Consider the following 22,066-nt stretch of genomic DNA (forward strand, 5'->3'; position numbering starts at 1 on the left):
CAGCTATGAAAAAGAAATTATTACACTTATTTTTTGCCTCTCTTACAGGAATTGCTTTTGTTGTAGTTTATGCTTTTATAGTTTATGAGATATATACTATAGTTACACAAATGGGAGGTAAGTTCTTAGCAAAGTTTGTTCTTATTCCTTTTGTCTTGGGAATGTTGGTGTTTTATAGCTTTCATTATCGTTGGGCTAAAAGAATTTTTTTCTATGGAATAGGGGTGTTTACAGCTTTTGTACTCTTTGTACTTTATTCGCCAAATATATGCCAAGAAGTGTTTTTACAATATTCACGTATTGGGAAGCAAGAGGAAGCACGCCGTTTCCTTTCCTTAGCAGATACCTCAGGAGTTACAGCTAATACGAGATTTTCGCTACTTTCCACTAAAGAAGGATATCATATAAAACAATGTTTGCTTAATGAAAATCACGAGTTAGTAGTACTATATACAGAAAAACATCAAGTGGAAAATCCTTTCTATATATCAGGGGAACTTGTAGGTGATGATTCTTTTGAGACACCTCCTTATATGGTTGTGTATGATACAATAGGAAAAGTTAAGTATATTGTTTTCTTGGCACATCCAGAGGAAGAACCAATAGGAGAGTTTTTGCTAAAAGGAAACTATATTATAGATCTTAGTACTTATGAATATGCAAATCATACCTATGACGGATCATTTATTATGCAACCTATGGAATATTTGAAGGGATATGATCCTGCTCATAGAGAAACGACGGCACCTATATCTTATTACGAAACATTCCTCTCTGATGAAGGAGAATGTGGAGGATATCCTGCAATAATAGGAATATTTGTAGAGGATGGCCAAGCCTATTACTTTTTCCCTCCTACATCAGAAAAGAATACTCAGTACAGAGATGATCAGGATGAAAATATGCTTATAAGTAATCTGTTTTCCATATTGGAAAAAGAGGAAGAAAAGGGAGCGTATTCCTTCGAGCGGAAAAATATTCTTCCACAAGATTTTTATTATGAGTATCTTACTATGAATGGCTTTTTTAGGAATGACGAAGGGGAAAATTGTGAGGTGGCTTATTCTGATATACAATTGTTATTTGACCTTAAAATAGGAAAAGATACTTTTCACTTTAAAAAAGAAAAAGTATCTAACTATAAAGGATACGACCAACTTAAAACCCCTACTTATTATATAGAAAATGAAGAGGAAACCTTAGAGAAGTACAAAGATATGTTTCTTTATACCAATAAGCATCTATCTTATGCTATTTTCTATGATGGGGAATATGTTTATATGATAAAATAAATATTTCACAGCTATGAAAAAGAAATTACCACATTTGTTTTTTGCTTTTCTTACAGGGGTTATTTTTTTATTGGTATATTTTTTAATTTTATCAGGTGATTATGGAACTGTATTTATAAAAAAAGAAATATTATTATATACATTGTATGTGTTATCTTTCTTGATAGGTGTATTTTCCTATTATTACTATCAAAAGAATAGCGTAACTAAGCGTTTTATACGTATATTTCCTATTTGTATGCTTGTGTTTTCTCTTGTTAAGCATTCGTCTGTGGTATATTCCTATTACAAATATCTTATTTCTTATATAGAGATGCCCAAAGAGCTTAGAGGATATGATTTGTTAGATGACAAAGAGGTAAGGCAAGCAGGAAAAATAATTATGCCTATTCCTCAAAATGACATATATGCTTATACTGATTTGTTCTTTGACCCAAATGATAATCTGTTAGTGTATTACAAATATGATGAGAAAGAGGCCAATGCGCCCGTGGATTGTATATTGAAATATGATAAAGAGGGAAACCTTTCGGATACCTTATATTTGGAGAATCATCAGGAAGAGAAGAGAAACATCGCACTTAAAGAGGGCTATTTGATAGATTTTGTAGAAAAATCCTATTCTTCTTTTATGATAGATGGTAAGAAGGATTTTCTACCTATGAAAGAACTAAAAGGGGAAGCTCAACTCTCAGAAAAAGATATAAAAGCCTATTTGTTTGAGGATCCTACCGATTTGATAACCATTATACACATATATGGTGAAGAGAACCAAATTGTTATTATCAAAAAAGAAAATGAATTGTATTATTCCTATACGAAAGGTTTCTTCTCTTCAAAAGATATAGATTTTTCTTTTCCAGCTCATTTTTATTTGTTTACAACTTTCAAAAATCCTACTCCTGAAATAGGAGAAGCCCCAAAAGAGCGCCATATAGAACCTGTGTATTATTTGAAAAAACAAACCTATAATTCTGGACTTCAACTACTGGGAGAAAGAGAATCTTTTGAAGAAGAGAAATATCGAGGCGATGTATATTTCAAGTTGCTCTTGAATGAACAGCAGCTACACCTAAAGACTTTCTATTATCAAAATCTTTTTCCTTTTGGCCATACCGATGATATTCGCTATTATCAGAATCAGAATGAAACACTGGAAATATACAATGATATACGATTATATACTAACAGACACTTATCCTATGCTTTGCTCGGTACAGGATACAAATATTACCTAATAAAAAACAAATCTTGAAGATTATGAAAGAATATACGAAAAATAAAAAGGGATTTCCTATATTGGCTTGGCTTCCGATAGTAATTTTTATTGTTTTAGCAAAGATAAAATATTCCTCAGATATTAATATTGACGTACCTATTAAGCTTTTTATCTATATTTCAGTAGGGATGATTGCTTGGCTTGTCTCACTTGCTAATGTGCTCTCTTATGTCAAGCGCTATCATTGGTTGGTTATTCTATTATATAGTCTTGTTTTTGTGTATTATACAGTATAAATGTTTAAAATATAACCGTTTTACTAATTAAAAATTAATTATATGAAGAAAAAGCCGAATATCAAAATAGGAATTATTATAAACATAGCACTTACTGTGTTATCTATTGTTTATATGTTTGTATATTATATAGAAAGAAATGGTTTCGAATTTAATTACAATAGTTTAGAGTTTTTTATTTATCTTTTTATATTCTATATATTTCCTTTTATCATTGGAGTCAATCTATTATTCTTTCTATTTTATAGTTTCTTCTATAAATGGGCGAGAATAGGATTAGTTATTACGTTATTAATGGCAGCTTTGTTTTATTTATAAGATAAGATACTATCATTAGTTTATGAAAAAGAAACCAAGTATCTCAGTAGGCATCGTTATAAGTTTGATTCTCTTACTTATCAATTTCTATTACGCTATAATGGCACACATTACCGATTTGGATTATCTTGATTTTAGTAATTTCAGAGTTTCAATGATGTATTTCTATATGAATCTTATAGCGGTTCCTTTATTGATAGCTTTATTATTCTTTTTATTTTATAGTTTTTTCTACAGATGGGCAAAGAAAGGACTTTGGATAACAAGTATTTTTATTCGCAATGTCAATAATATGGTTTCGGCTATATATCTCTATGTGAAAATGTATCAAAGTACATAATTCATCTCTTATAAAATAATTTTACACTTATGAAAAATAAAAAACCACGCTTTTGGAAAGTTTTTCTTGTTAGTATCTTACTATATGCTTTATATCTTACTATTGTAACCTATGATATTGATACTTATATAAATGAAAAACTATTTCTTGTGCTTATAAGCCCTCTTCTTTTAGTATTGGGGCTTTTGATTTACTATGCATTTTATTCTGACATAGCAAAATATATGTTATTTTTCTTTATCATAATTGCTATGTTATGTCTTTCTATAATATTTACCTTAGTGATAGGAGTACTTATCTATTTTTCTTTCTTTTATAAATCAGAAAAAGTTAGGAAAATAGCCAAAATAGGACTTTTTATTTCAGGACTTTTTGTCATTCCATTAATAGCAAGTCTCTTTGGTTATGATGGACTTTATAACTCTATAGTAAAAACATTTTCAAATATGACACTTCCTTCTAAATATGAAAAATATGTAACACTTAGTGGAAATACAATTTCTTATGAAGGAAATACGATGGAGATGCTTCCCGAAGGAGAAAACAAATTAATAGAATTTGCTTTTGTCAATCAGAAAAATGAACTTATTATAAGTGATGATGAACCTTTAGGTTATTTATCCAAATATGATACGCAAGGAAACAGGATTGATACATTGAAAATAGAAAAAAAAGATGGGATAGAGAATCTTTTTGATGGGTTCTATGGGGATTATTTGGTAGATTTTAAGGGAAAACGTTATTGCTCTTGGGCAATAGATGGCAATAAGTCTTTTCAGTCTATGGAACAGCTTTCTGATTATGAAAAAGAGAATATCATTGGTGATGATAAGATGTTAAAAGGAAAAAGAATGGACTTATTCTCTTACAAAGATGAAAATATTCCTAAAGAAGAGAGCCAAAGACGTGAGAAAATCATTCCTCAATATTTCAAAAAAGAAAGTTCAGGAAGTAATATAGGCTCAGGAATTGGAGGAGGATCAATCTCTTATCGTACCACTTGGGAAGAAGGTATTCTTTTCCTTTCTATTGAGGTAAATGGAAAAACCTTTCATCTGAAAGAAGAAATGACTATGTTCGATGGAGAAAACCTCTTGGATAATAATACTTCCTACTTTTCTATCTCAGGAGGAACTTTAGAACAATACGAAAACTATCTGATATATACCCATCCTAAGTGGGATTATGCTTTATTCGTTTATAAAAATTATTTTTTCTCGACGACTTACAGGTTATTTATCATCAAAAATAAAAAAGAATAGCTATAAATTAAAGTACTTCACCTATGAATCACGAAAAAACACCTTATACTGATGATACTATTGTTGCTTTAGCTACTGCCACAGGTGTGGGAGCTATTGCCGTCATTCGCCTGTCAGGAAAAGAAGCGATTACACTCTCTGACAAAATATTCAAAACACTAAGTGGAAAGTCCTTATCCGAGGCGCCTTCTCATACCGTCCATTTGGGAACGATCAAAAGTGAAGACCAAGTGATAGATGAGTGTTTGGCAACGATTTTCAAGGGAAAGAAATCCTATACAGGTGAACCAGTGGTAGAGTTCTCCTGTCATGGTAGTCCTTATATCATTCAGGAAGTGATCAAACTATGTTTGTCTCACGGAGCAAGACTGGCAGAAGCAGGAGAATTTACCAAGCGCGCTTTTCTCAATGGAAAATTAGCTCTTAACCAAGCCGAAGCGGTGGCTGACCTGATTGCCTCGGATAGTCAGGCCGCTCACCAAATAGCCTTGCAACAAATGCGCGGAGGTTTTACCTCCGAGATAGAAGGACTTAGACAAGAATTGCTTAACTTTGCCTCGCTGATAGAATTGGAATTAGATTTTTCAGAGGAAGATGTTGCCTTTGCCGATAGACGTCAATTGGAACAACTTTTGCAAAGGATAAAAACAACTCTGCAAAGACTTGTGCAATCTTTCTCCGCAGGCAATGCGATCAAGAATGGGATACCTGTTGCTATTGTAGGCAAACCCAATGCAGGCAAATCAACTCTGCTTAATACGCTGCTCAATGAAGAGCGCGCCATAGTGTCGGACATAGCAGGGACAACACGCGACACCATAGAAGAAACACTCCATATAGCAGGAGTAACTTTCCGCTTTATAGATACCGCAGGAATCCGTGATACACAAGATAAAATAGAAGCGATTGGGGTAGAAAAGGCCAAGGAAAAGATAAAAAAGGCACAAATCGTACTCTATTTGTACAACGAAAAAGAGAATACTACCGATGAAGTAGTTCAATTTGTACAAGAGAATTACCGAAAAGGATTAAAAATATTACTTTTACATAACAAAACAGATAATGAATATATAGGTCTGTCTGATTTTGATAAAGAAATAGAAGAAAAACTAAACCATAAAGAACAAAAATATGATTATAGTCAATTAAGAATATCGGCTAAAGAAAAAAACAATATAGAAGCACTCAAAGAGATTCTTTCTTCCTATGCCAAAGAACTCACCACAACAGAAAGTGCTACCATTATTACCAATATTCGTCATCTGGAAGCACTTCAGCAAACCCTTATAGCTCTTGATAGGGTAGAGGAAGGACTTGCTACACAGCTCTCAGGAGATTTGTTGGCTATAGATATACGAGAGATGCTCTATCACTTAGGCAGTATCACAGGAGCGGTGAGCAATGACGAAGTCTTGGGAAATATATTTTCACGATTCTGCATAGGAAAGTAAAAATGCAATAAAGGCAAATAGTGATTATTTATTTGAGTTTCTAAAAAACGCTTAAATCAATGTTTAAAAAACAATGAACGACTTAGATCAATATATAAAGGAAACAGAACCCCATCGACGTGAAAAAGGTGAGGCGTGGCAGACAGCTATTGGCTTGCAGGCGGTAGATGGATTGAAACCCTCGGATTATCTTGTGCAAACGGCAAAGCAGCACATCGAGGGGGATATTACTATACAGGAAGCTAAGCACCTCATTGATAGTTATTACCAGTCCAAGACAGTACGCCACGAGCAGGGGGAAGAACGTACGGAGGAAGCCGACAAAGTTTCGGCACGCATCACCGAATTGCTTACCGAGTCGGCTTTTAGCTTTTCCCCAGTGGCATATATAGGCATTCATCGTAAGTTGTTCACCGGTATTTACAAGTTTGCAGGCCAATTGCGCGACTACAATATCACAAAAAAAGAGTGGGTACTCGGTGGAGAAACGGTTCTCTACGCTAGTGCACACCATTTGCGCGAGACTTTAGACTATGACTTCGAGCAGGAAAAACATTTTTCTTATCAAGGCTTGCCTGTGGAGGAAGCGATTAAGCATATAGCCAAATTTGTGTCAGGACTCTGGCAAATACATCCTTTTGGCGAGGGCAATACGCGTACCACAGCGGTTTTCACAATTCAATATCTGCGTACCTTTGGCTTTGCGATGAGCAATGACGCTTTTGCCTACCATTCTTGGTATTTTCGTAACGCCTTAGTCCGTGCCAATTACAACAACCTTGCTAAAGGGATAACAGCAACTACCGAATATATAGAACGTTTCTTTAGAAACCTACTTTTAGGCGAAGATAACGAGCTTAAAAACAGGTATTTATTAGTAGGGGACGAATTTCAAAGTGCAAAAGAACAAATTCCAAAGTGCAAAATTTGCACTTTGAATTGCACTTTGGAGGAAATGGCAGTATTACAATACTTACAACAAAATCCTACCGCTACTCAAAAGATTATTGCTGAGCATATAGGAAAATCAGAACGTACCGTAAAGACTATTACAGCAAATCTGGTAGAAAAGGGACTTATTGAACGCAAAAATGGCAAGCGAAATGGCTTTTGGGAAGTAAAAACAAACAATTAATTCCATAAAATAAATATTATCATGACATCAATTTTCAATTTCGATCTTTTTAGAAAGCGTTTAAACCTATTTTTAGAAAAGATAGAAACCCTTGGTGGTAATATAGACCCTTTAACAATAGGAAAACCAGCTACCGAAGAGGAAATCAAAGCAGTAGAGGAGCAATTAGGCTATATATTGCCTTCGTATTTCCGTGAAGTACTCTTGGAAAACACCGCCCATTTGGATTTTTATTGGGATATTAATGATATTACAGACGAGGGGGACATTTCTCTACCTGATAAATTAGTTGAAATCTTTCGTGGACAGTTGCTTTTTGGATTGGATTTACTTTTGGACTATGAGGATAATCGCCAAGGCTGGGTAAGAGAGGTATATCCCGATTATAATAACGAATATGATCGCGTTTGGCATAATAAAATGGCTTTTCACCAAGTAGGCAATGGTGACTATATCGCAATTGAGTTAGAACCAGAGAATTATGGTAAGATTGTGTATCTCAGTCACGATGGCAGTGAGAACCACGGACTCTATATAGCCAGTAGCTTTAAAGAATTTCTGATGAACTACGCTGCTATTGGCTGCATAGGAGGAGAGGATTGGCAGTGGGAACCTTTTTATACCGAAGGCAAAGGCATAGACCCAACCTCAGATAACGCTCAAGCGTGGTATAAGGTATTAGGGATAGATCCTAAGGAGTTGGGGTAAAACAAAAGCAAAAACAAGCAATGATAACCAAGGAACATTTACAGAAAATACTTTCAGATACCGAAAGCTATCACATAGAAAAAACAGTCGCTACGGACAATATGGATAAGTTCTCTCAGGCGATATGTGCTTTTTCTAACGATGTAGCAGATAGTAAAAAGAAAGGATATCTGATCATAGGGGTCAGGGACAATGGGGAATTAGCAGGCCTACAAGTAGATGACAAATTACTGCTGCAAATCTCTAATATCCGTACTGATGGTAATATACTGCCTCAACCAGTGATGACGGTAGAAAAGTTTTCTTTTGCTCAGGGAGATGTTTTGGTAGTAGAGGTAACGCCTTCTCAGGTGCCTCCTGTGCGTTATCGTGGGCGTATTTGGGTAAGGGTAGGTCCAAGAAAGAGTATTGCCACAGAGGCAGAAGAAAAGCTTTTGACAGAGCGTCGGCTTTCTAATATTCGCACTTTTGATGCCATGCCTTGCTTGGGAACCACTCTTGAGGATTTAGATATTACATTATTCAAAAAGGAATACCTCTCTAAAGCAGTTGCTGAGGATATTCTACAAGAGGACAAACGTACTATAGAGGAGCAAATGGCCTCTTTGGGGCTCTATGACCTACGCTATCAGTGTCCTACTAATGCCGCTATTGTCTTATTTGGTAATAATCCAGAACGTTTTTTGCATGGGGCTTATATTCAGTATGTCCGCTTTAAGGGACTGGATAGGGCAGGGGATATCATTAACGAACATAAGTTCTCAGGAAATCTCTGTAAGGTACTCCCAAGGATAGACGTGTTTGTAGAGACAAGTATAGCACAAAAGCGTCCTATTCCTATCAGTGTATTGAGGGAAAAGACAGTATCCAAATATCCTTATTGGGCAACTCGTGAGCTCTTGATGAATGCTATAATGCATCGTGATTATGAGAGTAATGCACCAGTGGCTTTCTATGAGTATGATGACCGTATCGAGATACAGAATGCAGGAGGGCTTTATGGTAAGGTGAGTGCTAATAATTTCCCCAATGTAAGTGATTATCGCAATCCTTTTATAGCAGAGGCTATGAAGGTATTGGGTTATGTGAACCGCTTTAGTCGCGGCGTATATAGGGTACAGAAAGAATTGGAAGAGAATGGCAATGGAAAGGCTTCTTTTGATTTTTCACTTATTACCGCTTTTAGAGTTGTAGAACCAATTTCTACAACCTACTTTGAAGAAGGTTTTGGAGAAGAAGAATCTGACAATAAATTAGGAGAATCTACCGATAAAACACCCAATAAACTACCTAATAAATTGGAGGGACTACCCAATAAAACGCCCAATAAATCGGAAGAAACACCTAATAAATCTGAGGAACTACCCAATAAAACATCCATTAAATCGGAAGAACTACCCAATAAATCAGGGGAACTACCCAATAAAATAGAGAAAATACCCAATAAATCTACCAATAAAACACCCAATAAAAAGGAAGAATCTACCAATAAATCAGGGGAAACACCCAATAAATTTGAGGAACTACCTAATAAATCAGAGGGACTACCCAATAAATCGGGAGGGACTACCCAAGAAACTACCCAAGAAAGAATTTTAGTAGCTATTCAAGCAAAGCCAGAAGTTACTCAAAAGGAGTTAGCTCAAACTATAGGTATTACTCTTGATGGCATTAAATACCATATTAAGAATATGACTAAATTGGGGATTATCAAGCATGAAGGTTCTACAAAGTCAGGTAAGTGGATTATAATCAATAATTAAAACATTACAATTATGTCCATAGAGCAAAAAGACAAAGAACAAATGGAGCGACTCATTGCTTCTGAAAAGTATCAACAGATATTAGATAAGCTTTGCGCTATTATAGATATGGTATTCGAGGAAGAAATGCCGAGCTTTACCGTGCTAAATTACACACATAAAGCACTAAAAGATGCAGGTGTTACCCTGGAGGAAATCGCCCCAGTGGCATTGGCGGACAATCATTTCTTGAACTTTACCATTCTCAAGATGGATTATATCAAGAGTGAGAAAACGATGCACTTTAGCAAGGACTTTCTCATTCGCAATATGATAGAGTTTTACTTGCAAAAGACCAATCCCAAAGCATTATCTGATTATCTGAAGAAAGCAGGGCTAAAAGGCAAGTATGCGACCTCGCTAAAAAAATGGTTCACAGAGGCTACTGATACGGAGCTTGTCGCCGCAGTTTCTGCTTATCTCAAAGAACTCAAGAAGAAAAGGAAAGGCGCAGAGCAGACAAGCTCACAAACAGCTACCCCTCAAGATTGGGAGCGACTTTCGGTGGTATATCCCAAGCTTACCAAGCAGGTACTGAAAGATTTTGATGAATATAATGTGGTTACCGCAGGCATTCCCTTAGCCGAGATTACCCAAAAGAGCCAAGACTTGGGCGTTACTTTCTCTGAGGAACTTACTTTGTTCTTCGAACATATAGGGGAACTCAGATTGGAAGGGGTAGAAATCCGCTTTACCGACTTATATACCGATGTGTTCAATGGCAAAGATTATTTAGTGCTTGGAGAGTTTTGGAAATACGGCGATGGCGACAAACTGCTCTATGCTCCCGACACTCAGCAGATATTTTGCTTTGCCCACGAATACGCCAAACCCAAGGTCATCAAGCAAGCCGATACTATGACCGAATTTGTAGAAAAGAAATTAGTAGCTTATTTAAAATCAAAGTAAAATCAAGAAAAGATTATGGGCATCGTACTCCGACAATCGTTTAAGAATGTAGTGGCTACCTATTTGGGGTTTGCCATAGGGGCACTGAACACTCTTTTCTTATTTACCTATTTCCTTTCCAAAGCACAATATGGCTTGGTAAGCTATGTTACTTCCACTGCTACGATTCTCTCTCCACTGATAGCCTTTGGGGTGTCTAACACTTGGGTACGCTATTACTCCGCTTACACCGATAGGCAGGAACAAGGCAAACTCAACCTGATGCTTTGCCTTTTGCCACTACTAGTGATTCTCCCTGCTACGCTTTTTGGAAGTATGGCATATGAGCAAATCACACAATGGTTATCGGCAAAGAATGCAGAAGTACGTCCGTATGTGTGGCTTATCTTTCTTACAGCAGTGGCTATGGCCTATTTTGAGATAGCTTACGCGTGGATGCGGGTACAACTCAAAACGGTCTTTGGTAATTTCCTCAAGGAGGTATTCCATAGGGTAGGGGTGATGCTTCTATTAGTAGCTGTTTACTTTGGTGTTATTGATTTTCATCAGCTAATGTGGGGCGTGTTTTGGGTGTATGCCCTGCGTATGTTCTTGATGTTTATTTCCGCTTTTTATGTACGCCGACCTACCTTTGCTTGGGGGCTACCACAGGGCAAAAAAGAAGTCTTTTTGTATAGTCTTTTTGTGATTTTATCAGGCTCAGTAGCTTCTGTATTGATGGACATAGATAAGTTTATGCTCAACCAATATTTGCCGATTAGTGAGATTGCGGTGTACAATGTAGCTATCTTTACCGCCACAGTGATTGCTATTCCTTACCGCAGTATGTATCAGATTGTAAGTCCGCTCACGGCACAGTTTATGAACCAACAGAAGCCCCAAGAGCTTGCAGATTTGTACAAGCGCAGTACGGTAAATACTTACTTTGTGAGTATGGTCATTTGTGTGCTTATTGTGGTCAATGCCCAGCAGTGTTATGCCCTCTTGCCTGATAAGGATTACAGCACAGGGCTTTGGGTGCTTATTATCATATCCGTAGTAAAGCTCTCCGATGCCTTAGTAGGGTTTAGTAATGCCGTATTGCTCAATTCTCCTTACTATCGCACAGTGCTATTTTTGGGCGTTTTCTTGGTCATAGGAGCCGTTCTGATGAATAGGTGGCTGATTCCCCTTTACGGTATTAATGGAGCGGGCGTAGCGACCCTGATTGCTTTTAGTTCGTATAACTTGCTCAAGTCGGTTTTTGTATATCGCAAGTATGGCTTACAGCCTTTTTATAAGGAAACATTACAGACTACTCTCTTTGGTTTGTTAGCGATAGGATGCTTTTTCTTTTGGGATTTTCCGTTTCACCCGCTGGTGAATATTGGTTTGAAATCCTTGCTTGTAGCGGGGATGAGTGTGTTTTTTCTCCTTAAATATAAGGTTTCGGAAGAGTTGGTGAGGCTGATTAGTAAATTTAGAAATTGACAAAAAAGCTTAATATTACTCACTCATCACATGCGTATTCCTGCTGATATTTTAGCTATTATTGATGTAGTGGAAGACCCTCATATTTGCAGATTACAGACTTCGTTATGGAGAGTGTAAAATGAAAATTTTTCTAATTATTTTTGAGATTTCTTTGCAAAATACGAAAATTATTACTACCTTTGCAGAAAAAAATATTATTATGAACGAAAAAAGAAATATCAAGCAAAAAATTAATTTGTTTATAGGTTCCATAGGAGCCTTTATAGGAGTGGCGGTATTTGTAGCCTATATTCCTCAAATTATGGCCAACTTAGAGGGGCATAAAGCACAACCTTGGCAACCTTTGTTTGCAGCGGGGTCTTGTCTTATCTGGGTGGTGTATGGCTGGACAAAAGAGCCTAAGCCAGATTATATTCTCATTATCCCCAATTTGGTAGGGGTAGTTTTAGGATTCTTAACTTTTATTACTTCGCTTTAAAGCTACTTGTATGTTTTTGCTTTGTCCTTAAAAGCAAAAACGATCACTAATTCCTACTTTGGAATAATTTTTGTATCTTTGCCTTACAAAATAAGAATCTTATGTCTATGACCTTTACCATTAATGCGAGTCACCCACAAGCCTCTGCCCTTATGGAACTTCTTAAGACATTTAGCTTTGTTTTCTTTAAGGGGACCAAAACAAAGACAAAAAAGACTGTTACAAGGGAAAAATCAGCCCTTGTAGAGCCTACTTTCGAAGAAGAAAGCCCTGAAGATTATGAATTTATTATGGCACTTTCTAAAGAAACCAATAGAAATGTAGCCCTCCGTCTGGCTAAGGAAAAAAATATACTATTGTAGAGGATATTGACGAAGATGATTATCCTTTTATTGCTATGTACTTTCAGTACAAGCATAGAATTTGGTCAAGAGACAAAGAACTTATTTTGGAGCTGACAGAAAAAGGTTTTGGGCATTTTTTTATTTCTACAGATGAGATAAGAGGACATCTCTACAAGAAAAATTGATCATCGAATAACAAAAAAGGCTGTCTTTTTCAGGCAGCCTTTTATTCTGTTAAGAGCTTGATTAGCTTTCTAGTGGCACACGCTCGTCAAGGAGTTTGATAGCGAAAGGCTCTTCTTTAGTAACGAACTCGAACATATCAAGTATATCATGTACAAGGCGTTCTTCTTCCAATTGTTCGTTAACGAACCATTGTAGGAAACTTTCACTAGCGAAATCATTTTCATGACGTGCTACCTTTACGATGTTGTTGATAGAGTCGGTAACAGCGATTTCGTGCTCTAAAGTTTTTTCAAACACGTCCTTAAGGCTCTTGTATTCTTGTTGGATGTTGGTCACTTCAGGAGAGAGCGCTCTTACACCGTTTTCGTTCAAGAAGTTAAATATTCTGAGCATATGGCCACGTTCTTCGTCAGCATGGTTAAGGAAGAAAGCAGCGCTTCTCTTATAACCATGATCATCACACCAAGAAGACATAGCCAAATAAGTGGCACTTGCATGGGCTTCCATAGCTATCTGTGCTTGAAGTAACTCTGTTACTTTACTGTGCAAACTAGTTGCTTTTCTTGTTTGAGACATATAATGCTTTTTAATTTGGTGCAAAAGTATTATTTTTTTTCGATATATACACCATCATACTATAAAAAAATTGATAAACTCAAAATAAATTCTTATCTTTGCCACTTATAGTGAATAGTGATCAGCGAATAGTGATTAGTAGCTAAGTCGCTGATAACTAAACACTAAACACTAACTACTAATCACTAAAAACTATCCTATGTATCTTATTATTTTAACCTATCAGAAAGACCTCAATGAGGTTGAAAAACACTTAGAGGCACATCGTGCTTACTTAGATAAGCATTATGCTTCAGGGTATTTTGTAGCATCAGGAGCGCAAGTACCTCGCACAGGAGGGGTGATTTTGTGTAAGGCAAGCAATAGGGGAGAGGTAGAGGGAATCATTGCCCAAGATCCGTTCTATGAGCACCAAATAGCTACCTATCAAATCATTGAATTTACCCCTACCAAATACTCAGAGGCGTTTGGCAAGGTACTCTCTTAAATACTAAAATCTTATAATCCTTCGAACTCAAAACTCAAAATTAAAAACTCAAAACTCAAATGATGGACTGGCAACACCTACTATCCTTGCGTAAACAAGGAGATACCAAGACTCGCTCACGTGAGGAGGAAGACCCAACACGGCTGAGCTATGATGTGGATTATGACCGTATTGTCTTCTCTGGAGCTTTCCGTAGCTTGCAGGACAAGACACAAGTCATTCCCCTCTCAGGCTCAGGCTTTGTACATACACGCTTGACCCATAGTATGGAGGTCTCCGTGGTAGGGCGTTCGTTAGGGCGAGCCATAGGAGCCAAGGTACTCCAGAAGTATCCCCACTTGCAAGCGCTGGGCTACCAAATGAATGACTTTGGTACCATTGTCGCCTCGGCTGCTTTGGCGCATGATATAGGCAATCCGCCTTTTGGGCATAGTGGTGAGAAGGCCATAGGTGATTTCTTTCGCTATCACGAGGGGAGCGTACTCAAAGAACAGCTCTCCGAGCGGGAATATGCCGACCTATGTAGTTTTGAAGGCAATGCCAATGGCTTTAAGATTCTGACCGAAAGCCGCGCAGGAGTACAGGGAGGCTTGCGCCTTACTTATGCTACTTTGGGTACCTTTATCAAATATCCTAAGGAATCCTTACCGATAAAACCCACTGGGGCAGTATATGATAAGAAGTATAATATCTTCCAGTCGGACAAGGCATTTTTCCATGAGGTTGCCCAAGAGCTTTCGCTCTTACCTATAGGCGAGGGAGACCAAGCGCGCTATGTACGACACCCCTTGGCTTTCTTGGTAGAGGCAGCTGATGATATTTGCTATACGCTCATTGATTTTGAGGACGGTATCAACTTGGGTTGGATTCCCGAAGACAATGCCTTGGAGTACCTTATACAACTGATACGAGGGAGCAAAATAAAGCCTGAGAATATCACCCAAAAGTACTACCAACTTACCCATAAGCAAGATAGAGTAGCTTACCTTAGAGCACTTTCCATAGGTACGCTGATAGGGGAGACGGTTGCCCTCTTTGAGGAAAACGAAGAAAAGCTGCTCAGGGGGGAGTTGACCTCCTCACTTTTGGAGCAAAGCAAGTATAAGAACCAAATCAAGGATATTATAGACCTGAGTGTAGGCAATATCTACCAGTCACCACAGGTTGTAGAGAAGGAGTTGGCCGGGTACGCAATTCTCCAGCATCTGCTTAGGGTATATTTTACAGCTGTCTATCACAAGTGGCATGGGACGACTTCCTCCTATGACCATATTATACTCAAGACCATTCCTGCACGTTACTTACAGGAACAGGACAGCCTCTATGAGCAGATATTGGCCATTACCTGCTATGTAGCCAGCCTTACCGATACACAGACGACGAAGCTACACTCTAAACTTAATGGAATCCTTTAAGCGAAAAATTAAAAATGAATAGTGAAAAACGGGTATTCACTTTTCACTCTTCACTATTAACTAATTAAAGATGAAAGATTTACGTATTATATTTATGGGGACGCCTGATTTTGCTACGGGGGTACTCCAGCGCATGGTAGAAGCGGGCTTACAGGTAGTAGCCGTAGTAACGGTAGCCGATAAGCCTGCCGGGCGTGGACAGAGGCTACAAGAGTCGTCTGTCAAGAGGTATGCCCTTTCTCAGCAGATTCCTGTATTGCAACCTATTTCCCTTCGCGATGAGGGCTTTTTAGCTCAGCTGAAGGCCTTCCAAGCCGATGTACAGGTGGTAGTGGCTTTCCGTATGCTTCCTAAGGTAGTTTGGCAGATGCCCCGAAAGGGAACTTTCAACCTACACGCTTCTTTACTTCCCGATTATAGAGGGGCAGCCCCTATCAACTGGGCGATTATTGGTGGAGAGGCGACCACAGGGGTAACCACTTTCCTTATAGATGAGCAGATAGATACAGGGGCAATCCTCCTTAGGAAGGAAGTAGCTATTGCTCCCAGAGAGACGGCGGGTACACTCCATGACAAGCTCATGACAGTAGGGGCAGACCTGGTAGTGGAGACCCTCGCTCTGATTGCTTCAGATAAGGCAGTTCCACAGTCACAGCCGAAACAAGTGGTAGAAAAACCAGCCCCTAAGATACACAAGGAGACTTCCCACATATCTTGGGAGCAATCCCTTGCCCAGATAGACAGGTTTGTACGTGGTATGTCGCCTTACCCAACAGCCTGGGCACAGCTTCATCATGAGGGAGAGACGTATGCGGTCAAGATATATGAAGCCACTCCACAGGAGGCTACCCATAACCTACCTATAGGGCGTGTTTTCTTGGAAGATAAGCAGATAAAAGTAGCTGTACAAGGCGGCTTTCTCAAGATAGAAAGTTTGCAATTTCCTTCCAAAAAACGCATGAGTGCTCGTGAGTTTCTCAATGGTTTTCACTTTGCAGAGGGCGATTTTTTTGCTTGATTATTTAGGTCATTTTCTCATAAAAAAATAAAGTAAGGGCTAAGGAAACGATAAAGTTTTTCATTTTCAATGAATTTTCGTCTTAAATGGTTGGTTATCTCAATAAAAACCTTACTTTTGTACTGTATTTAACGATTTAAGTATTTATTTTATGAACAAGACAGAACTCATCGACGCAATTGCACAAGAGGCTGGACTTTCAAAAGCCGATGCAAAAAAGGCCTTAGAAGCTTTTTTAGCAACTGTAGAAAAGACCTTGAAAAAGGGAGATAAGATCTCCTTGGTAGGATTTGGTTCATGGTCAGTATCTGAAAAGGCTGCCCGTGAAGGAAGAAATCCACAGACAGGGAAAACCATCAGTATCCCTGCTAAAAAAGTAGTAAAGTTCAAACCTGGAACTGAACTCTCTAATGCTGTAAACTAATTTAAAATAGTTTTGTAAAACAAAAGGCAGTCCCCAAAGGGACGGCCTTTTCTTATTTAACGTGAGTTCGATATAACGAAAGCTCCCACAGATTTTCACGGATTTCACAGATTTTCTATGTTTGTGTAATTGTGCTGTTGCGATTTACACAGATTTTTATAAGGCCAAAGGCCTTATTTATCCGTGGAAATTAAGGAGTTATACTTGTCGTTGTATCATTCTCTCCGTGAAAATCTGTGGAATCTGTGGGAGAAAAATATAATTTTGCTTACGTCGAACTCACGTTATTTAATTAACGGGAGTTCAGCAAGTAAGTTAAAATGAGTCTGTTCTATATAAAAAAACAATTTTTCTATTGAAATATCCCGAAAAAATTAGTAACTTTGAGCCTTGAAAGCATGTATGTTTTTGAATATTAAAAATGAAAGATATCACCTTTGAGAATCCCCAATTTTTTTGGCTTTTCTTACTCTTTCCTCTGCTGATTCTTTGGCAGTGGCTTAGCAGAAAGAAGGAAATGCCGTCTGTACTTTTCTCTTCTCTGCAAGGGGTACACCCCCTGCGTACATGGCGAGTTAGGTTACGCCCACTCTTGTATGTACTGCGAGGCTTGGCATTGGCTGCACTTATTGTAGCTTTGGCGCGCCCACGCTCTTCCTCAGAAATTACCAAAACGAAAACTACCGAAGGGATTGATATAATCCTTTCTATAGATATGTCCTCCAGTATGCTTGCCAAAGACCTCAAACCCAATAGGATAGAAGCGCTCAAGCGAGTAGCATCTCAGTTTATAGAGCAGCGCATGTCCGACCGTATAGGGATTGTCGTCTATTCTGGGGAGAGCTATACCAAGGTACCTGCTACCACGGATAAATCGGTTGTGCTTCAGGCACTTAAGGACATCAAGCAGGGAGAAATAGAGGATGGTACTGCCATAGGTATGGGATTGGGGACGGCCATTAACCGCCTTAAAGATAGCAAGACCAAGAGTAAGGTAATTATTCTAATGACAGATGGGGTAAATAACACGGGGGTAATAGACCCACTTAGTGCGGCCGAACTGGCCAAAGAATATGGTATACGTGTCTATACCATTGGGATAGGTACCAACGGTAAAGCACTTTCGCCTGTGGCCTATAACCCCGACGGCTCTTTGCAGTACGATATGGTACCTGTGGAGATAGACGAGAAGCTCCTCACTCAGATAGCACAAACCACAGGTGGACAGTATTTTAGAGCAACGGATAACCAGAAGTTGGCACAAATATACACTGAAATAGATAAGTTAGAAAAATCAAAGATAGAAGAACTCAAGTACTACCAACATCAGGAGAATTTCCGCTTATGGGCACTCTTAGCCTTGGTTTTCTTGGCTGCTGAGTTCGGATTACGACACACAGTTTTTAGAAGTTTTGTATGATACACCTCGAAGAAAAAATATATTTTTACCTATTGCTCTTGCTTCCTCTTTTTACCTTACTTTATGTAGGTGTACAGCTTTGGAGGGCAAGAGCTGTAAAGCGTTTTGCAGAGAAGCCCACTTTTTCCCGTTTGGCTTCGGAGACTTCCCACTTCAAGCCTTGGGTAAAGTTTGTTTTCTTTATCCTTGTATTCACTTTTATTATCATAGGGCTTGTCAATCCCAAAGTAGGGACAAAACTGGAGACTGTAAAGCGAGAAGGAGTGGACATTGTTTTTGCCATAGACGTCTCCAAGAGTATGTTGGCTGAGGATGTGAAGCCTAACCGCATAGAAAAAGCCAAGCATATTATCTCCCAAGTTATAGAACAATTACATGGGGATAGGGTTGCCTTTGTGCCCTATGCTGCACAGGCTTACCCGCAACTGCCACTGACATCGGACTACTCGGCCGCCAAGATATTCCTTCAAGGGATTAATACCGATATGCTCTCCTCTCAGGGAACGGCCATAAGGGAGGCTATACAGACGGCCATAGATTACTTTAAGGACTCTGGACAGGCTTCCAAAATACTTGTGATCCTCTCCGATGGGGAAGACCACGAGCAGGGAGCAGGGGATTTGCTGCAAGAGATTAATGATAAGGGAATCCGTATCTTTACCATTGGACTAGGAACTGCTCAAGGAGCGACCATTCCAATTACTGAAAATGGGCAGACCTTTCCCAAAAGAGACAAAGATGGGCAGGTGGTCATTACCAAGCTCAACCAATCTCTATTGGAGGAAATAGCACAAGGGGCATCGGGTAAGTATTTTGACGGTACCAATACACGTGAGGTGTTGGATAATATAAAAAAGGCCTTGGACAACATAGAGAAAAACGAATATGAGTCTCAGGTTTTTTCCGATTACAAAGACCAATTCCAGTGGTTTTTAGCTATAGCCTTTGTGTTGTTGGTCATTGATATTTTTATCTCTTACAAGAAAACTTCTTGGGTAAGAGCACTGAACCTTTTCGGGGAAAAAGAAAAGAGTGAAAAGTGAACAATGAATAGTGAAAAGTGAATCATTATTAGTAATGCGAATCAATAGCTAAAACCTTATAGTCCTTAGACTTTATAATACTAAAACTCAAAACTAATTGTAATGAAAAGAAAGAAAAAACTCTTTATCTTCTTAGCCATAGTGCTCGTGGGAGTGGTAGCCTTCCTTTGGCTTAACAGCTCCAAAGCACAGGTGGAAATGCCTTCTGTAAGTATAGCCAACAGAGACATCAAGGAAGAAATCTATATCCCTGGCAATGTGTATCCTGTCAAGGAAATAGAACTCAAGTCGCAGCTCTCAGGGGTCTTGGACAAAATCTTTGTCAAGATAGGCGATGTAGTGCAAGAGGGGTCTCCAGTGGCCTCTATCAGCCTTGTACCTAGTACCTTAGAGCTGGAACGCTTGGAGAACAATGTCAAAATGGCTCAGATAAACTTTGATGCAGCCAAGCTGTCCTATGAGCGCTCTAAGAAACTCTATCAGGCACAGACTATTTCCCAAGCTAATATGGAAACCGCAGAAAGAGAATACGGTACGGCCAAGGAACAACTCCTATCGGCTCAGAACCAATTGGCAATCCAGAAAACAGGCAAGGTGATCGGCAAGAGTGAGACCTCCAATATCGTAAAATCCAGTATTTCAGGTACGGTCATAGACCTACCCTTGCAAGAAGGGGCTTCAGTGATTGAGCGTAACACCCTCAATTCAGGAATTACCGTGGCTATCTTGGCCAAAATGGGAGAGTTCGTTTTTCGTACTCAGCTGGCCGAACAGTACTTGGAGAATATACACTTAGGGGATAGTATCTCTTTGGCTTTCAATGCGTATAAAGACCTTAAGGCTACGGCCAAAATCACCAAAATATCCTCCAAAGGTACCTTGGAGAATGGGATCATGAAATACACCTTGGAGGCGGAATTTCCTGTAAATGCACAGATGCCTGTGATTCGCTCTGGCTATTCTGCAACCGCTGAAATTATCCTCAATAGCAAGAAGAATGTACCTTCTATCGAGGAAAAATATATTGGTTATAAGAATGATTCTACCTATGTATGGGTGAAAAATGGGGCAACATTGGAGAAAAAGTATATAGAACTGGGAATTTCCGATGGAAAATATACTGAAGTTACCAAAGGACTAACCACTAACGATAAAATAGTGCAGAATGATTCAGCTCAATGATATTAAAAAGGCCTATCATACCGAATATGACACCCTACAGGTGCTCAAAGGGATCAATCTCACAGTAGAGCGCGGTGAGATGGTTTCTATCATGGGGGCATCGGGTTCGGGCAAATCAACCCTGATGAATATCATAGGCCTATTGGATACTTACGATAGTGGTACGTATTACTTTGATGGTCAGGATATGAGTCTTTTGGATAGTGTAGAGCGCTCGGCCTATCGCAGCCGAAATATAGGCTTCGTATTCCAAGCGGCCAACCTGATTGCCTATAAGAATGTGGTGGAGAATGTAGCCCTGCCGCTCTTCTACCAGCATGTCCCTAAGAAGGAGCGAGAGGAGCGCGCCATGGAAAAGCTCGAACCCTTAGGCATTGCCTCTTGGGCAAAGCACTATCCCAATGAGCTTTCAGGTGGACAGAAACAGCGTGTGGCCATAGCCCGCGCACTGATTGCCAATGCGCCCTTGCTACTGGCCGATGAGCCTACAGGACAATTGGACTCCAAGACAACCGCAGAGGTGATGCAGATCTTCAAAGAGGTGAATGCCAAGGGCACAACCATTGTTATCGTAACCCACGAGGAGGACATCGCCGCCCAGACACAACGCATTATCCGTATTGTAGATGGACTTATACAATAATGTTTAATGATTAACGCCGATAATGATTAATGGCATTAATCATTAAACATTAATCATTATATATTAGGTTTTTCAATTAAAAAAACGTATCTTTGCAAAAGGTTTTTTGAAAGCAATTGTAATGAATAATATACAAATAAAAGATTTTGTACGAGACATTCTTGATTTTCCTAAGAAAGGAGTAGTCTTCAAGGATATAACCCCTATACTATCCAGTGCAGAGGCAACCGAGGCTGTATTGCAACAGCTCTTAGCCCCTCTCAAAAATGAGCGAATAGACAAAGTGGCTGCCATAGAGAGTCGTGGTTTCTTTTTTGGAATCCTCTTGGCGCATGCGCTTAAGGTGGGGTTTGTACCTATTAGAAAACCAGGTAAGCTCCCAGGAGAGGTTATAGGCGAACACTATGACCTAGAGTATGGTAACAGTAGCTTAGAGATTCATACCGATGCGATTGCTAAGGGCGAGCGCGTGCTTTTGCATGACGATGTGTTGGCCACAGGCGGTACTGCACAGGCAGCAACCAAGCTCATAGAGCACTTAGGCGGGGAAATCGTACAATGTACTTTCCTTATGGAATTGGACTTTCTTCATGGACGAGAAAAATTGAAAAAATACAGTATAAATAGTATTCTAAATTATTAATT

Annotated in this window: 22 protein-coding genes and 1 pseudogene; 22 read left to right on the top strand and 1 reads right to left on the bottom strand. The window is 38.9% G+C overall.

From position 1 onward, the window contains the following. Nucleotides 1-5: 5 nt before the first annotated feature. From HMPREF9331_RS00735 to HMPREF9331_RS12665, 13 genes and pseudogenes are all read left to right on the top strand, one after another. Nucleotides 6-1,292, top strand: a complete 1,287-nt coding sequence (locus tag HMPREF9331_RS00735; RefSeq protein ID WP_016419284.1) for a hypothetical protein — start codon at nt 6-8, stop codon at nt 1,290-1,292. A 238-nt stretch (nt 1,293-1,530) separates the two neighbouring features. Then, a complete protein-coding gene (locus HMPREF9331_RS00740) occupies nt 1,531-2,547 on the top strand; it encodes a hypothetical protein (RefSeq protein ID WP_248641616.1) in 1,017 nt (338 codons plus the stop codon). Between the two features lie 5 nt (nt 2,548-2,552). Beyond that, entirely contained in the window at nt 2,553-2,807 is a 255-nt protein-coding gene (locus tag HMPREF9331_RS00745) for a hypothetical protein (protein ID WP_009745611.1), read from the top strand. A 687-nt stretch (nt 2,808-3,494) separates the two neighbouring features. After that, a complete protein-coding gene (locus HMPREF9331_RS00760) occupies nt 3,495-4,727 on the top strand; it encodes a cytochrome c oxidase subunit II (RefSeq protein ID WP_016419288.1) in 1,233 nt (410 codons plus the stop codon). A 23-nt stretch (nt 4,728-4,750) separates the two neighbouring features. After that, nucleotides 4,751-6,178, top strand: a complete 1,428-nt coding sequence (gene mnmE / locus HMPREF9331_RS00765; protein ID WP_016419289.1) for a tRNA uridine-5-carboxymethylaminomethyl(34) synthesis GTPase MnmE — start codon at nt 4,751-4,753, stop codon at nt 6,176-6,178. A gap of 73 nt (nt 6,179-6,251) precedes the next feature. Then, on the top strand, nt 6,252-7,313 hold the full coding sequence (locus HMPREF9331_RS00770) for a Fic family protein (RefSeq protein WP_016419290.1): 1,062 nt from the start codon (nt 6,252-6,254) through the stop codon (nt 7,311-7,313). 21 nt (nt 7,314-7,334) lie between these two features. Continuing rightward, a complete protein-coding gene (locus HMPREF9331_RS00775) occupies nt 7,335-8,021 on the top strand; it encodes an SMI1/KNR4 family protein (RefSeq protein ID WP_016419291.1) in 687 nt (228 codons plus the stop codon). Nucleotides 8,022-8,041: 20 nt separating this feature from the next. Continuing rightward, the gene (locus tag HMPREF9331_RS00780; protein WP_016419292.1) at nt 8,042-9,784 is read left to right on the top strand and encodes an RNA-binding domain-containing protein; all 1,743 of its coding nucleotides are present in this window, start codon (nt 8,042-8,044) and stop codon (nt 9,782-9,784) included. 12 nt (nt 9,785-9,796) lie between these two features. Next, on the top strand, nt 9,797-10,732 hold the full coding sequence (locus HMPREF9331_RS00785; RefSeq protein WP_016419293.1) for a hypothetical protein: 936 nt from the start codon (nt 9,797-9,799) through the stop codon (nt 10,730-10,732). A gap of 15 nt (nt 10,733-10,747) precedes the next feature. Next, entirely contained in the window at nt 10,748-12,202 is a 1,455-nt protein-coding gene (locus tag HMPREF9331_RS00790) for a lipopolysaccharide biosynthesis protein (protein ID WP_016419294.1), read from the top strand. 202 nt (nt 12,203-12,404) lie between these two features. Continuing rightward, nucleotides 12,405-12,683 carry a SemiSWEET family transporter gene (locus tag HMPREF9331_RS00795; protein ID WP_002666358.1) on the top strand — a complete coding sequence of 93 codons (279 nt, stop codon included), beginning with the start codon at nt 12,405-12,407 and terminating at the stop codon, nt 12,681-12,683. A 101-nt stretch (nt 12,684-12,784) separates the two neighbouring features. After that, on the top strand, nt 12,785-13,045 hold the full coding sequence (locus HMPREF9331_RS00800) for a hypothetical protein (protein ID WP_009642726.1): 261 nt from the start codon (nt 12,785-12,787) through the stop codon (nt 13,043-13,045). Next, nucleotides 13,033-13,212, top strand: a pseudogene (locus tag HMPREF9331_RS12665) (PIN domain-containing protein); the annotation flags it as partial. The gene HMPREF9331_RS00800 and the pseudogene HMPREF9331_RS12665, both read left to right, overlap by 13 nt. A gap of 61 nt (nt 13,213-13,273) precedes the next feature. Here the strand turns inward: HMPREF9331_RS12665 and HMPREF9331_RS00805 are convergent. Continuing rightward, on the bottom strand, nt 13,274-13,789 hold the full coding sequence (locus HMPREF9331_RS00805) for a ferritin (protein ID WP_016419295.1): 516 nt from the start codon (nt 13,787-13,789) through the stop codon (nt 13,274-13,276). A 199-nt stretch (nt 13,790-13,988) separates the two neighbouring features. On the opposite strand from HMPREF9331_RS00805, the gene HMPREF9331_RS00810 reads away from it, so the two are divergent. The 9 genes from HMPREF9331_RS00810 (at nt 13,989) to HMPREF9331_RS00850 (ending at nt 22,064) form a co-directional block, all read left to right on the top strand. Next, complete coding sequence (locus tag HMPREF9331_RS00810) at nt 13,989-14,276, top strand: YciI family protein (RefSeq protein WP_016419296.1); 288 nt, start codon at nt 13,989-13,991, stop codon at nt 14,274-14,276. Nucleotides 14,277-14,335: 59 nt separating this feature from the next. Next, nucleotides 14,336-15,691, top strand: a complete 1,356-nt coding sequence (gene dgt, locus HMPREF9331_RS00815; protein WP_016419297.1) for a dGTP triphosphohydrolase — start codon at nt 14,336-14,338, stop codon at nt 15,689-15,691. Nucleotides 15,692-15,761: 70 nt separating this feature from the next. Next, the gene (gene fmt, locus HMPREF9331_RS00820; RefSeq protein WP_016419298.1) at nt 15,762-16,709 is read left to right on the top strand and encodes a methionyl-tRNA formyltransferase; all 948 of its coding nucleotides are present in this window, start codon (nt 15,762-15,764) and stop codon (nt 16,707-16,709) included. 151 nt (nt 16,710-16,860) lie between these two features. Beyond that, nucleotides 16,861-17,133 (top strand): HU family DNA-binding protein, encoded by a 273-nt coding sequence (locus HMPREF9331_RS00825; RefSeq protein WP_009642725.1) that lies wholly within the window; start codon nt 16,861-16,863, stop codon nt 17,131-17,133. A gap of 421 nt (nt 17,134-17,554) precedes the next feature. After that, nucleotides 17,555-18,553 carry a vWA domain-containing protein gene (locus HMPREF9331_RS00830; RefSeq protein ID WP_016419299.1) on the top strand — a complete coding sequence of 333 codons (999 nt, stop codon included), beginning with the start codon at nt 17,555-17,557 and terminating at the stop codon, nt 18,551-18,553. Continuing rightward, a complete protein-coding gene (locus HMPREF9331_RS00835; RefSeq protein WP_016419300.1) occupies nt 18,550-19,596 on the top strand; it encodes a vWA domain-containing protein in 1,047 nt (348 codons plus the stop codon). The genes HMPREF9331_RS00830 and HMPREF9331_RS00835 overlap by 4 nt, the downstream gene beginning before the upstream one ends. Before the next feature lie 102 nt (nt 19,597-19,698). Beyond that, on the top strand, nt 19,699-20,778 hold the full coding sequence (locus tag HMPREF9331_RS00840; protein WP_016419301.1) for an efflux RND transporter periplasmic adaptor subunit: 1,080 nt from the start codon (nt 19,699-19,701) through the stop codon (nt 20,776-20,778). After that, entirely contained in the window at nt 20,762-21,421 is a 660-nt protein-coding gene (locus HMPREF9331_RS00845) for an ABC transporter ATP-binding protein (protein ID WP_016419302.1), read from the top strand. The genes HMPREF9331_RS00840 and HMPREF9331_RS00845 overlap by 17 nt, the downstream gene beginning before the upstream one ends. Nucleotides 21,422-21,551: 130 nt before the next feature. Further along, a complete protein-coding gene (locus HMPREF9331_RS00850; RefSeq protein ID WP_172539832.1) occupies nt 21,552-22,064 on the top strand; it encodes an adenine phosphoribosyltransferase in 513 nt (170 codons plus the stop codon). Nucleotides 22,065-22,066: the final 2 nt, after the last annotated feature.

Origin of the sequence: Capnocytophaga granulosa ATCC 51502 (genome assembly GCF_000411115.1) — a bacterium.
GTDB lineage: Bacteria > Bacteroidota > Bacteroidia > Flavobacteriales > Flavobacteriaceae > Capnocytophaga > Capnocytophaga granulosa.

What these genes read in the sequence shown, in the direction of transcription:
- HMPREF9331_RS00735 (WP_016419284.1), top strand. Translation starts at nt 6, where the DNA reads ATGAAAAAGAAATTATTACACTTATTTTTTGCCTCTCTTACAGGAATT.
- HMPREF9331_RS00740 (WP_248641616.1), top strand. Translation starts at nt 1,531, where the DNA reads ATGCTTGTGTTTTCTCTTGTTAAGCATTCGTCTGTGGTATATTCCTAT.
- HMPREF9331_RS00745 (WP_009745611.1), top strand. Translation starts at nt 2,553, where the DNA reads ATGAAAGAATATACGAAAAATAAAAAGGGATTTCCTATATTGGCTTGG.
- HMPREF9331_RS00760 (WP_016419288.1), top strand. Translation starts at nt 3,495, where the DNA reads ATGAAAAATAAAAAACCACGCTTTTGGAAAGTTTTTCTTGTTAGTATC.
- mnmE (WP_016419289.1), top strand. Translation starts at nt 4,751, where the DNA reads ATGAATCACGAAAAAACACCTTATACTGATGATACTATTGTTGCTTTA.
- HMPREF9331_RS00770 (WP_016419290.1), top strand. Translation starts at nt 6,252, where the DNA reads ATGAACGACTTAGATCAATATATAAAGGAAACAGAACCCCATCGACGT.
- HMPREF9331_RS00775 (WP_016419291.1), top strand. Translation starts at nt 7,335, where the DNA reads ATGACATCAATTTTCAATTTCGATCTTTTTAGAAAGCGTTTAAACCTA.
- HMPREF9331_RS00780 (WP_016419292.1), top strand. Translation starts at nt 8,042, where the DNA reads ATGATAACCAAGGAACATTTACAGAAAATACTTTCAGATACCGAAAGC.
- HMPREF9331_RS00785 (WP_016419293.1), top strand. Translation starts at nt 9,797, where the DNA reads ATGTCCATAGAGCAAAAAGACAAAGAACAAATGGAGCGACTCATTGCT.
- HMPREF9331_RS00790 (WP_016419294.1), top strand. Translation starts at nt 10,748, where the DNA reads ATGGGCATCGTACTCCGACAATCGTTTAAGAATGTAGTGGCTACCTAT.
- HMPREF9331_RS00795 (WP_002666358.1), top strand. Translation starts at nt 12,405, where the DNA reads ATGAACGAAAAAAGAAATATCAAGCAAAAAATTAATTTGTTTATAGGT.
- HMPREF9331_RS00800 (WP_009642726.1), top strand. Translation starts at nt 12,785, where the DNA reads ATGTCTATGACCTTTACCATTAATGCGAGTCACCCACAAGCCTCTGCC.
- HMPREF9331_RS00805 (WP_016419295.1), bottom strand. Translation starts at nt 13,789, where the DNA reads ATGTCTCAAACAAGAAAAGCAACTAGTTTGCACAGTAAAGTAACAGAG.
- HMPREF9331_RS00810 (WP_016419296.1), top strand. Translation starts at nt 13,989, where the DNA reads ATGTATCTTATTATTTTAACCTATCAGAAAGACCTCAATGAGGTTGAA.
- dgt (WP_016419297.1), top strand. Translation starts at nt 14,336, where the DNA reads ATGATGGACTGGCAACACCTACTATCCTTGCGTAAACAAGGAGATACC.
- fmt (WP_016419298.1), top strand. Translation starts at nt 15,762, where the DNA reads ATGAAAGATTTACGTATTATATTTATGGGGACGCCTGATTTTGCTACG.
- HMPREF9331_RS00825 (WP_009642725.1), top strand. Translation starts at nt 16,861, where the DNA reads ATGAACAAGACAGAACTCATCGACGCAATTGCACAAGAGGCTGGACTT.
- HMPREF9331_RS00830 (WP_016419299.1), top strand. Translation starts at nt 17,555, where the DNA reads ATGAAAGATATCACCTTTGAGAATCCCCAATTTTTTTGGCTTTTCTTA.
- HMPREF9331_RS00835 (WP_016419300.1), top strand. Translation starts at nt 18,550, where the DNA reads ATGATACACCTCGAAGAAAAAATATATTTTTACCTATTGCTCTTGCTT.
- HMPREF9331_RS00840 (WP_016419301.1), top strand. Translation starts at nt 19,699, where the DNA reads ATGAAAAGAAAGAAAAAACTCTTTATCTTCTTAGCCATAGTGCTCGTG.
- HMPREF9331_RS00845 (WP_016419302.1), top strand. Translation starts at nt 20,762, where the DNA reads ATGATTCAGCTCAATGATATTAAAAAGGCCTATCATACCGAATATGAC.